This is a genomic window from Pseudomonas frederiksbergensis, from assembly GCF_003732665.1.
Lineage (GTDB): Bacteria > Pseudomonadota > Gammaproteobacteria > Pseudomonadales > Pseudomonadaceae > Aquipseudomonas > Aquipseudomonas frederiksbergensis_G.
This window is the reverse complement of sequence record NZ_MOBP01000012.1, coordinates 191,395-205,065: the sequence shown is the minus strand read 5'-3', so window position 1 is coordinate 205,065 and position 13,671 is coordinate 191,395. Positions and strand designations below refer to the sequence as shown.

Annotated in this window: 1 protein-coding gene; it reads left to right on the top strand. The window is 63.3% G+C overall.

The window, feature by feature from the left end; all coding sequences use genetic code 11:
* Positions 1-13,569: a non-ribosomal peptide synthetase gene (locus tag BK665_RS18450; RefSeq protein WP_123407946.1), complete on the top strand. Its 13,569-nt coding sequence runs from the start codon at positions 1-3 to the stop codon at positions 13,567-13,569.
* Positions 13,570-13,671: the final 102 nt, after the last annotated feature.

The window sequence follows — 13,671 nt, the reverse complement described above, 5'->3', positions numbered from 1 at the left end:
TTGAACAGCCAAAACGATAGCCTGGAACAGCTCAAGCGTGCCGCCCTGCTGCGTCTTCTGCAGCAACGTGGCGCGGCTCGGATCGCCGGGACCCCGGACACGATCAGCCTCGCCGACCGCACCGCAGCGCTGCCGCTGTCCTTCGCGCAGCAACGCTTGTGGTTCCTCGATCAACTCGACCCGACCGCCAGCGTCGCCTATCACATCCCGGCGGCGCTACGCTTGCGCGGTCGCCTCGACCGGGCCGCACTCAAAGCCTCCCTCGACCGTTTGGTCGCCCGCCATGAAAGCCTGCGCACCACGTTTGAACGGCTGGGCGATGACCCGGTGCAGGTGATCGCCAGCCCGGAGTGCGGCTTTAACCTGATCGAAGAAGACCTGCGCCACCTGCCTGCTGAAGAAGCGGCGCGCAGTGCCGAGCGCATCAGTGATGCCGAGGCTGCCGCGCCGTTTGATCTGCTGCATGGCCCGTTGATTCGCGGTCGCCTGCTGCGCCTGGCGGATGACGAATACCAGTTGCTGATCACCCAGCACCACATCATCTCCGACGGTTGGTCCATCGAGGTGTTGGTCAAGGAATTCGCCACGCTGTACCAGGCGTTTGCCCAACAGCAGCCGGACCCGCTGCCAGCGCTGACGATTCAATACGCCGACTATGCCGCGTGGCAGCGGCGCAACCTCGATGGCGAACGGCTGGGGAAAAACGTCGAGTTCTGGCGCAGTCATTTGGCCGGCGCCCCGGCATTGCTGAGCCTGCCCACCGACCGGCCACGCCCGGCGGTGCAGGATTATCGCGGCACGACGTTGAGTTTCGACCTGCCGGCGCAACTGTCCAGCGCCATCACCCGTTTCGCCCAGGCCCGCGCCGCCACGCCGTTCATGACCTTGATGGCGGCGTGGGCCGTGCTGCTGGCGCGGATCAGCGGCCAGCAGGACGTGGTGATCGGCACCGTCGCCGCCAACCGTGATCGACAGGATGTGCAGGGGCTGATCGGTTTCTTCGTCAACACCCTGGCGCTGCGGGTCAAGCTCAATGCCAACCCGACCCTGGAAGAGGTGCTGCTGCAAGTCCGCACCCTGATGCTGGAATCGTCGGTCTATCAGGACACACCGTTCGAGCAAGTGGTCGAAGCGCTCAAGCCACCGCGCAGCACCCGGCACAGCCCGGTGTTCCAGACCATGCTGTACACCAATGCCGGGGACGATTCGCAGTCGTTCAGCCTGGCGGGCCTGACTCTGGAGTTCCTGCCGTCGCGCAAGGACAACACCCAACACGACCTGTCGTTGCATATCGATGATGCCGGCGAAGCCCTGTCGTGCAGCCTGTCGTACTCGACGGCGCTGTTTGATGCGGCCACTGTCGAGCGAATCGCCCAGCGCTTTGAGCGGGTGCTGAGTTACTTCACCGACGCGCCGCAAACCCGCATCGGCGCGCTGGACCTCGATCCTGAACTGAACCTCCCGGCGGTGCAGCCGCAACCCGATGAACCGCGCACGCCGTTGTCGTTTCACCAGGAACGCATCTGGTTCGTCGACACCTTCGAATCGGGCTACCTGTACGACGCCAACCCGATCTATCACAACATCCCGCTGTTGCTGGAGCTCCGTGGCGAGCTCAATCAACCGGCCCTGCAAACCGCCCTTGACGCACTGCTGGCGCGTCACGACATTCTGCGCTGCCGGGTGGTTTCCGACGGTGCCAGTGCCTGGCAGCGTTTCGACGCCGAGGCGAGCTTGCCGCTGACGCTGATTCAGGCGCGCCCGGAACAACGGACTGCGCTGGCGCTGGAATCCACCCGCCAACCGCTGCAAATGGACGGCGGCAGCCTGGTGCGTGCCACGTTGGTGCAGAGCGACAACCAGGACGCGGTGCTGGCCATCGCGGTTCACCACTTGCTGGCCGACCGCGCCTCGATGCAGGTGATACGCCGCGATTTGCTGGAACTCTACGCCGCTGCCTGCGCCGACCGAGCGGCGCGATTGCCTGCGCTGACGGTGCGCTACCGCGATTTCGCCGCATGGCAGCGCCAGTTCCCGGCGGCCGTCAACGAGACCCTGCATTCGTTCTGGGCCTATCAGTTGCGTGGCAAGTTGCAAGCGATGGAACTGCCGCTGAACCGTCCGCGTAACGCGGTGCACACCTACGCCGAGGCGACCCATTCGTTCCTGATCGAGAAGAAACTGATCAGCCGTCTCAACGCCGCCGCCGAACAGGCCGGCGTCAATGCCGATACCCTGGCCCTCAGCGCGTTCACCGCGTTGTTGCGCCGTTACGCCGGACACGATGAATTGGTGATCGGCACCACGGCCACCTGTCGCGAAGACCTGGCAGTACGTGACCTCGTCGGGCCGATTGGCAACCTGTCGGTGCTACGCAACACTTGCGACAACGACACGACTTTACAGGCCTTGCTGGAACAGACCGCCAGCACCCAGGCCCAGGCCTTGCGTCATCGCTACATGCCGTTCGACCAACTGGTGCTGGCGCTCAACCCCGACAAGGACATGAGCCGTACCGCGCTGTTCGACGTGCTGTTCAACTTCGAACAGGCCGCTGAAGCGTCGGAAACCGTCGCGGGCCTGTCGGTGCAAACCCTGGAAACCAACCTCGGTTATGGCAAAAACGACCTGCACCTGTTGATCGAGGCCGGTGACCCACAGTGGATGGGGCGGTTGACCTACAACAAACAAATGTTCAACGAAGACTTTATCGAACAGATGATGCGCCACTACGTGCGCTTGCTCGAAGCCTTCGCCGATGACACGGCCCAGCGGGTCGATGAAGTGCCGCTGCTGGATGGCCGTGAACAGCAACGCCAGGCCCTGGACTTCAACGACACCGAAGCGGCCTACCCCGAAGAAACCACCCTGCACCAGATGTTCGAGGAACAGGCCCGCCGCACGCCGCAGAGCATCGCGGTGAGCATGGGCGCACAAAGCCTGACCTATCGCGCCCTCAACGAACAATCCAACCAGTTGGCCCGTCGCCTGCGCGCCGCCGGTGTGGTGCCGCAAGACCTGGTGGCGATCCTGCTGGAACGCTCCCTGGACATGATCGTCGCCACCCTCGCCGTGCTCAAATCCGGCGCGGCCTATGTGCCGATCGACCCGACATCGCCCTCGGACCGCATCGCCTACGTGCTGCAGGACAGCGGTGCGCGCAAGGCGATTGCCCTGGAAGGCATGGCCGAAGAACTGCGCGGGCTGAGCATCGAGGTGTTCGACCCCAAACCCTTGAGCACCCAGACTTCGCCCGAAGTGCAGCGCGCTTCGGTGAACCTGTCCAACGTCAATGCCCCGGATCACCTGTGTTACGTGATCTACACCTCCGGTTCCACCGGCCAGCCCAAGGGCGCCTTGCTGGAACATCGCAACGTCATCCGCCTGCTGCACAACAGCCGCACGCCGTTCCATTTCGACGCTGAAGACGTGTGGTCGCTGTTCCATTCCAACGCCTTCGATTTTTCGGTCTGGGAAATGTTTGGCGCGCTGCTGCACGGTGCGCGCCTGACCCTGGTGCCCGAAGCCCTGCGCCGTGATCCCGCCGACTTCCTGGCCTTCATTGAAAGCGAAGGCGTGACGGTGCTGAACCAGACGCCTTCGGCGTTCCATCAGCTCAGCGGCGTAGCAACCCTGCGCCCTGACATCACCCTGGAGAAGCTGCGTTACGTGATCCTCGGCGGCGAAAGCCTGGAGCCGGCGCGACTCGCGGCGTTCCATCAGGCCTTCCCTCATGTTGCGCTGATCAACATGTACGGCATCACCGAAACCTGCGTCCACGTGACCTACAAACACCTGGAAGCGGCGGACATCGCCGAGGGTATTTCCAATGTCGGGCGGCCGATTCCGACCACCGTGGCCTACATCATGGATGCCCGCCAGCGCCTGCTGCCGGTGGGCGTTCCGGGGGAAATCTGCGTCGGTGGCCAAGGGGTCGGGCGCGGGTATCTGAACCGTCCGGAGCTGAGTGCCGAACGCTTTATCGTCGATCCGTTTCGCCCTCGCGAGCGGCTGTACCGCTCCGGCGACTTGGGCAAATTGCTCGGCAACGGCGAAATCGTCCATCTCGGGCGAATGGATGCCCAGGTCAAGATTCGTGGTTTCCGTATCGAACTCGGTGAAATCGAAGCGAAGCTGCAAGCCTGCGACGGCGTGTTTGAAGTCCGGGTCCTGGCCAGTGACGATAAAACCGACAGCAAACGGCTGATTGCCTACCTGATTCCGCAACCGGGGGTGGTGCTGGAAATCGCCGCCCTACGCCAACAACTCGGCGCGACGTTGCCGGATTACATGATCCCCAGCGCGTTTGTGAGCCTGGCGGCGTATCCGCTGACAGCCAACAGCAAACTGGACCAGAACGCATTGCCGGAACCGGATCTGGATGCAATGTCCGAGCGCAGTTACGAGGCGCCGCAAGGCCCGACCGAACAGGCGTTGGCGCTGATCTTCCAGGAATTGCTCGGGCTGGAGCGGGTCGGTCGTCACGACGGTTTCTTTGAACTGGGCGGGCATTCACTGCTGGCGGCGCAACTGGTTGCCAGGGTGCGCCAGACCCTCGGCGGCGAGCTGAAGCTGCGGGAATTGTTCAGCCATCCAACCGTGGCGGAACTGGCGAAAAGTGTTGGCAGCCTTGAAGCCGGCCAGCCGGACGCGATCACCGTCGTCGACCGCCACGCGCCGCTGGTGCTGTCCTTTTCGCAACAGCGCCTGTGGTTCCTCGATCAACTTGACCCGAACGCCAGCAGCGCTTACCACATGCCGGCCTCCTTGCTGCTGCGCGGCACGCTGGATCTGCCGGCGCTGAAGGCTGCGCTTGACCAATTGGTGGCGCGCCACGAAAGCCTGCGTACAACCTTTGAACGGGTCGGCGAGCAACCGGTGCAACGCATCGCTGCGCCGGACATCGGCTTCACCCTCGCCGAGCAAGACCTGCGTGCCCTGCCTTATGAGGAAGCCAGTCTCACGGCTTCGCGCCTGAGCAACACCGAGGCCAGCGCGCCATTCGATTTGCAACAAGGCCCGCTGATTCGCGGTCGCCTGCTGCGCCTGGCCGATGACGAATACATCCTGCTGATCACCCAGCACCACATCATCTCCGATGGCTGGTCGATTGGCGTGCTGGTCAAGGAATTCGCCGCGCTGTACCGCGCCTTCAGCCAACAACAGCCTGATCCGCTGCCGCCCCTGGCGATCCAGTACGCCGACTATGCCGCGTGGCAACGCCGTTGCCTGAGCGGTGAGCGCCTGAGCCAACATGTCGCTTTCTGGCGCCAACACCTCACCGGCGCGCCAACCTTGCTGTCCCTGCCCACCGACCGTCCGCGCCCGGCGATGCAAAGCTATCGCGGCGGCGATGTGCCGGTGGTCATTGCCCCGCGCATCCGCGAACGCCTGGAGCAGTTCTGCCGCGAGCACGACGTCACGCTGTTCATGACCTTGCTCACCGCGTGGTCGGTGGTGCTGGCGCGACTGGGTAACGAGCCGGACGTGGTGATCGGCGTGCCGACCGCCAACCGTGGCAGCACCGAAGTCGAATCGTTGATCGGTTTCTTCGTCAACACCCTGGCCTTGCGCGTGCAGTTGCAAGACAACCCGACCGTGGCGCAACTGCTGGCCCGGATCAAGGAAACCACCCTCGCCGCCCACGAACACCAGGACATTCCCTTCGAACAAGTCATCGACGCCCTGCAGCCGCCCCGTGCCCTGAGCCATAACCCGCTGTGCCAAGTGGCGTTGTCACTGAATAACACCCCGGACGGCGGTGAACTGGCGCTGCCGGGCTTGACTCTGACCGCCCTGGCCCAGGCCCATGAAACTTCGCAATTCGACCTGATGCTGACCCTGGCCGATGATGCTGACGGCTTGAGTGGTGTGATCGAATTCGCCACCGATCTGTTCGACCGCACCACGGTCGAGCGCTTCGGCCAGTACTTCCAGACGTTGCTTGGCGCCATGCTCGATAACGCCGAACAACCGGTGCGCGCCCTGCCGCTGCTGAGCCCGGCGCAACGCCAGGCTTCGCCAGCGGTGCTGCCACCACTGGAAGTCCGTGTGCCTGGCTTGTTGATTCACCAGCGCTTCGAACAATTCGCCGCCACCCGTCCCGAGGCTGTGGCCCTGGTGTTTGGCGATGTGCACATGAGCTATCGCGACTTGAACCGCCGGGCCAACCGCATCGCCTCGCAACTGCTGGCGCTGGGTGTGAAAGCGGATGATCGCGTGGCGATCCTCAGCGGTCGCGGGCTGGAAATGGTCTGCGCCGTGCTGGGTGTGCTCAAGGCTGGCGCCGCTTATGTGCCGCTGGACCCGGCCTACCCGGCCGAGCGCCTCAACTACCTGCTGAGTGACAGTGCCCCGGTGGTGTTGCTGGCGCAGCCGGACTGCCTCGACGTGTTGCCAGCCCTGGATATCCGGGTGGTGTTGCTGAATGCCGAGACCGTCGAATACTCCCTGGCGGATGCGTCGTTCGATATCAACCCCGTGGTCGATACGCTGCCGCAGCACCTGGCCTATGTCATCTATACCTCCGGTTCCACCGGTTTGCCCAAAGGCGTGCTGGTCGAGCATGGCAACGTCGCACGGTTGTTCGATACCACTCGCGCACTGTTCAATTTCAATCGCGATGACGTCTGGACGCTGTTCCACTCCTTTGCCTTCGACTTCTCGGTCTGGGAAATCTGGGGCGCCTTGAGCTACGGCGGCAAACTGGTGATTGTGCCGACTGACGTCGCTCGCTCCGCTGATGAGTTCTACGCGCTGGTTTGCCGGCAGAACGTGACGGTGCTGAACCAGACGCCAAGCGCGTTCCGCCAGTTCATCGATGCCAGCGGCCGCAGCGCCCAGGTGCATGGTTTGCGCGAAGTGATCTTCGGCGGTGAGGCCCTGGACTTTATCAGCCTGCGCCCATGGATCGCCCGCACACCGCTGGCCCAGACGCGGCTGGTGAACATGTACGGCATCACCGAAATCACCGTGCATGCGACCTATCACGCCGTGACTCAAAGCGAAATCGATTCCGGCGCGCCAAGCCTGATCGGCACCGCGCTGCCGGATTTGTGCCTGCGCATCCTCGATGACTACCAGCAACCGGTGCCCGTCGGTGTCCACGGCGAGATCTACATCGGCGGTGCTGGTGTGGCGCGCAATTACCTGAACCGTCCCGAGTTGAACGCCGAGCGCTTCATTAATGATCCGTACGGGACGCAGCGTTTGTACCGCACCGGCGACGTTGCGCGTTATCGCACTGATGGCGGCATCGTCTACATCGGCCGCAACGATTCGCAGATCAAGATCCGGGGCTTCCGTATCGAGCTCGGCGAAATCGAAGCGCAATTGCTTGCCTGCACCGGTGTTCGCGAAGCCGTAGTGACGGTGCGTGAGGACGTGCCGGGGGACAAGCGACTGGTGGCGTACCTGATTGCCGAAGACGCCGCCGCACCGCAATCGTCGGCGTTACGCACGCAACTGGCCGGTGTGCTGGCCGAGCACATGATCCCCGGCGCTTTCGTTACCCTGGACGCCTGGCCGCTGACCACCAACGGCAAGCTGGATCGCGGCGCCCTGCCCGCACCGGGCCTGTCGGCGCTGGTGAGTCGTGAATATGAAGCGCCCAAAGGTGCGATTGAAACCGCATTGGCGCTGGCCTGGCAGGAATTGCTCGGGGTTGAACAGGTCGGTCGTGACGATCACTTCTTCGAACTCGGCGGCCATTCCTTCCTGGTGATCAGCCTGATCGAGCGGTTGCGTCAGTCCGGGTTGTTGCTGGACGTGCGCACCGTGTTTTCCGCCCCGACGCTGCGGGCCATGGCCCAGGTGCTGGGCGGTGAGCGCAGCGCCGCATTTGTGGTGCCACCAAACCTGATTCCGACCGATTGCGACGCCATCGATCCGTCGATGCTACCGCTGCTGAGCCTGAGCCAGGCGGAGATCGACCAGATCGTCGCCGACGTGCCCGGTGGTGCCCGCAACGTGCAGGACATTTACCCGTTGTCGTCGTTGCAGGAAGGCATCCTGTTCCACCACTTGCTGCTGGCGCAAGGCGATGCGTACTTGATGCGCTCGGTGATTCTGTTTGATCAGCGCAGCCTGCTCGACGACTTCCTCGCCGCCGTGCAAGTGGTGATCGACCGCCACGACATCCTGCGCAGTGCCTTGCGCTGGTCCGGCCTGCCGCAACCGGTGCAAATCGTGCATCGTCAGGCGCAACTGCCGGTGATCACCCTGGACAGCACCGAGGGCGAAGATTCCTTGCAGATGCTGCGGGACAAGACCGACACCCATCACCTGCGCCTGGATTTGCAGGTCGCGCCGCTGATCGCGGCTTACGTGACCTACGATCCGGTGCGCAAGCAATGGCTGCTGGCCCTGCTCGACCATCACCTGATCAGCGACAACGTGACCCTGCGCCTGATCATGCTGGAGATCCAGACCCTGCTGGCCGGACGCGGCGAGACCCTGCCGCCGTCCCAGCCGTATCGCAACTTCATCGCCCAGGCGGCCGCAATATCTCAAGCCGAGCATGAAACCTACTTCCGCCGTTTGCTGGCGGATGTCGACGAAACCACCGCGCCTTATGGGGTGCTGGATGTGCGTGGCAACGGGGCGCAGATCAGTCGGGCGGTCGAACATTTGAGCGATGAGGTCAACGCCGCGATCCACCGCACGGCGCGGACCCAGGGGGTTCCGACTTCCGTACTGTTCCACGCGGCCTGGGGTTTGGTGGTCGCGGCCACCAGTGGGCGTGACGATGCGATTTTCGGCACGGTGTTGTCCGGTCGTTCCCAAGGCACCACCGGCGCCGACCATGCCCTGGGCATGTTCATCAACACCCTGCCGATGCGCATTCGCCTGCAAGACAGAAGCGTCAGCGCAATTGTGCAGGACGCGTATCAGCAACTCAGCGAACTGCTGACCCACGAACAGGCATCACTGGCCCTGGCCCAACGGTGCAGCGGCGTGGATGCCGCGTTGCCGCTGTTCACGGTGATTCTCAACTGCCGCCATGGCGATATGGTCACGGCGTCCGGGGAGATCGTCGATGAAATGGATGATTGGGAGGGCGTGGAATTTTTGGCCTCCGAGACTCGCACCAACTATCCGATTGAAATCGCCGTCGCGGCGGAGGAAACCGGGTTCTCGCTGACGGCGCAGTCGATTGTCGGGATTGATCCGCAGCGGATTGCGGATTACCTGGCCAATGCCGTGACGGCGCTGGTCGAGGCGCTGGAACGCGATCCTGCGCAACTGGCCAGCTCCATTGACGTGCTGCCCAAAGCCGAGCGTCAGCAATTGCTTGAAAGCTTCAATGACACCGCCACCGACTTCGCCCCGGCGCAGCCGATTCAGGCGTTGTTCGAGGCTCAGGTGCGTGCGCGGCCCGCTGCGGTTGCCCTGGTGCATGAAGACCAGCAACTCACCTACGCCCAGCTCAACCGTCGCGCCAACCATTTGGCCCGACGCCTGATCGCCCTCGGCTTGCAACCGGACCAGCGGGTGGCGCTGTGCGCCGAGCGCAGTCTGGAGATGATTGTTGGCTTGCTTGGGGTGCTCAAGGCCGGTGGGGCTTATGTGCCGATTGACCCGGCGCACCCGGTCGAGCGCATGGCATTCATGCTCAGTGACAGCACGCCGCTGGCGGTGTTGACCCAGCAAGCCCTCGTCGCGCAATTGCCCGTCGGTGAGATGCCGCTGCTGGTGCTCGATGAGCGTGAATCGCTGCAAGCCGCCGATGATTCGTCCTTCGATCTTGACCCGGTGATTACGGGCCTGACCCCGAATCATCTGGCCTATGTGATCTACACCTCCGGCTCCACCGGGCAGTCCAAAGGGGTGATGGTCGAGCACCACTCCGTGCATAACTTCTGGCAAGTGCTGAAGCGCACCACCCACCTGCATTGCCCGGAATTTGCCACCGTGGCGCTGAACGCCGGGTTCTACTTCGACATGTCGATCAAGGGCATTTCCCAGCTGTTCTCCGGGCATAAGCTGGTGATCATCCCGCAACTGATCCGCGCCAGTGGCCACGAACTGCTCGACTTCCTTGAGCACCATCAGGTCCACGCCTTCGACTCGACGCCCTCGCAACTCGACAGTTTGTTGAACGCTGGCCTGCTGGAACGCAGCAGCTATCAACCGGTGAGCGTGTTGCTCGGCGGTGAAGCGATCAATGCCGCCATGTGGGCCAAGCTGCGGGAATGCCAAAGCATCCACTTCTACAACATGTACGGCCCGACCGAATGCACGGTGGATGCCACCATCGACCTGATCCGCGACCTCGGCGAACGGCCAAGCATTGGTCGCCCGTTCGCCAATGTCCAAGTGCATGTGCTCGATGCCCATGGCCAGCCGACGCCTTTGGGGGTGGCCGGTGAACTGCATATCGGCGGGGCGGGTGTGGCGCGGGGTTATCTCAACCGTGCGGACCTCAGCGCCGAAAAGTTTATCGCCGATCCGTTCTCCAGCCTCCCGCAGGCTCGCCTCTATAAGACCGGCGACCTTGGCCGCTGGCAGGCCGACGGCACGCTGGAGTACCTGGGACGCAATGACTTCCAGGTGAAGATCCGCGGTTTCCGGATCGAACTGGGCGAGATTGAAAACGCCTTGATCGCCTGCCCCGGGGTGCGTGAGGCGGTGGTGATTGCTCGCGAGGACAATCCCGAGGACGGCAAACGTCTGGTCGCCTACCTGTGTGGCGATCCGCTCACCGCCGAACAACTGCGCGCCGAACTGCTGAAAAACCTGCCCGAGTACATGGTGCCCAGCGCCTATGTGCAGCTCGACGCGCTGCCATTGAATGCCAACGGCAAGCTCGACCGCCGCGCCCTGCCCGCGCCGGGCCAGGACTCACTGGCCAGCCGTGCCTATGAAGCGCCGCAAGGTGACACCGAAATCGCCATCGCCGGGATCTGGGAAAACCTGCTGCACCTGGATCAGGTCGGGCGTCACGACGGGTTCCTTGAACTCGGCGGGCATTCGCTGCTGGCGGTGCAATTGCTGTCGCGGCTACGGCGCAAACTCGGTGCGCGTCTCACGTTGCGCGAGTTGTTCGACGCGCCGACCGTGCGTGGCCTCGCCGCGCTGGTCAACGCTGCCGTGCCGACCGAAGCGCAGCCGATTCCGCTGGCCAATCGAAACGGGCGATTGCCGCTGTCGTTTTCCCAGCAACGGTTGTGGTTCCTCGATCATCTCGATCACGCGGCGGGCGCGGCTTATCACTTGCCGTTGGCGTTGCGCCTGAGTGGCGAGTTGCATGCGCCGGCCCTGCGCCAGGCGCTGGATCGTCTGGTGGCGCGCCACGAAACCTTGCGCACCACGTTCGAATTGATCGACGGTGAACCGGTGCAGAAAATCGCCCCGGCAGACCAGCGCTTCCATCTGCTGGAGCAGGACCTGCGCGAACTCAATGCCGAGCAACGCGACGCGACACTCGCCCGTTTGGGTGACGCCACCGCGTCCGAGCTGTTCGACCTGAGCAGCGGCCCGCTGGCCCGGGGTCGCTTGATTCAACTCGACGATGCAGAGCACGTGCTGTTCGTCACCCTGCACCACATCGTCTCGGACGGTTGGTCCAACAGCGTGCTCGCCCATGAACTGACCGTGCTGTACACCGCGTTCAGCCAGGGCTTGAAAGACCCGTTGCCGGCCCTGCCGCTGCAATACGCCGATTACGCGGTGTGGCAGCGTCAATGGCTCAACGGTCCGGCGTTGCAGGCGCAAACCGATTTCTGGCGCACACATCTCGACGGTGCGCCGAGCCTGCTGAACCTGCCACTGGATCGTCCGCGCCCGGCGGTGCAAAGCTATGCCGGGGGCATCATCGATTGTGTATTGCCGCCGGCCCTCAGCACTCAATTGCGCGCCTTCAGCCAGGCCCAGGGCACCACGTTGTTCATGACGCTGCTCGCCGGTTGGTCAACGCTGATGACGCACTTGAGTGGTCAGGCCGATGTGGTCGTCGGCATGCCCGTGGCGAACCGGCCGCGCACTGAACTGGAATCCCTGATCGGCTTCTTCGCCAACACCCTGGCGTTGCGGGTTACCACGGAACGGGAGGCCAGCGTGGGTGATTTGCTGACCCGTATCAAAGGCCTGACCCTCGCCGCGTTCAGCCATCAGGACCTGCCGTTCGAGCAAGTCGTGAGCACCCTGCAGCCGACCCGGAGCATGAGCCACAGCCCGTTGTTCCAGGTGATGCTGAGCCTGAACAACACCCCGCCGGCGCCGCTGCAACTGCCGAACCTGACGGTGCAAGCGGTGGACAGCGCCCACAGCACCACCCAGTTCGATTTGTCGCTGTCGCTGATCGATGACGTCGAGACCATCACCGGCAGCTTGCAATACGCCAGTGACCTGTTCGATGTCGCCACGGTCGAACACATCCTCGTGCTGTACGCCCAAGTGCTGGAAGCCATGGTCGGCGATGCGCGGCAAGCGGTGGGCGCGTTGCTCGACGCGATGCCAGCACTTTCCCGCCCAGAGCACGCGGTGACTGAATCACTTGAAGTGCAGGAACTGCCGTTCGAAGCGCCCCAGGGTGATACAGAGCTGGCCATCGCCCGAATCTGGCTGGAGCTGCTGAAACTTGAGCAGGTCAGTCGCCATGACGACTTCTTCAAGCTTGGCGGGATTTCCCTGATGGCGGTGCAGATGACTTCCAGACTGCGCAAAGTGTTGGGCAAGCCCATCGCCGTGCGCGACCTGTTCGTCGAACCGACCATCGCCGGGTTCGCCCGCACCCTCGACACGCAGTCGCGGCCATCGGCCCGCAACAACCTGGTGCCGATCCGTCGCGGCGGCTCGCAACGGCCGCTGTTCCTGGTGCACCCGCTCGGTGGCGAGGTCGGTTATGTGCGCGATCTGGCGCCGAGCCTGGATCCGGATGTGCCGATCTATGGTCTGGCTGCCACCGGGTTTGTCGCGGGAGAAGTGCCACTCAGGACCATTGCGGCCATGGCTGCGCGTTATCTGGCGGCGATTCGCGAGGTGCAAGCCAAGGGGCCATACCGGTTCGCAGGTTGGTCGGCCGGGGGCTTGATCGCTTATGAGATGGCCAGTCAGGTCATCGCCAGCGGCGAGCAAGTCGAGTTTATCGGCATCATCGACACTTCATCTCAGGCCGGTGCGGAGGAACGCGAAGTGCTGACCGAAGCACAGTTCCTGATGTCCTGGCTGCCTGAAGACATGGACCCTGCCCTGTTCGAGCAACTGACGCCGCTGGTGGCAAACGCCGGAATCGAGCCGATGCTTGCATTTTGCGCGACCCATGGCCTGCTGCCGGAGGAGCTCAGTCAGGGGATTGACGCAGGGATGTTGCGAACCCACCTGGCAGTGGCCTACGCGACGCGTCTGGCAGTCGGTGCCTACACCAGCCCTGAGCTGCCAGTGACCGTTTCTCTATTCACTGCGACTGAGCAGGAGCGTGTCGACCCAACGCTGGGTTGGCAGGCCTTGCAGGGCGAGCGCGTGCGCATCACGCCACTGCCGGGCACGCACCACACGCTGGTCCGTGCGCCCTGCGTCAACGCTCTCGGTGAGGCGATTTCCTACGCACTGAGGGACAAGTCCGAGTAACAAACCGTTGAAGGCCGTCCTGCAAACAGACCGTTGGTCGGCTTTCTCCTACATTTTTGTCCTACAACTTACAAATGATGGCCATTTGGTCGTCATTTATTC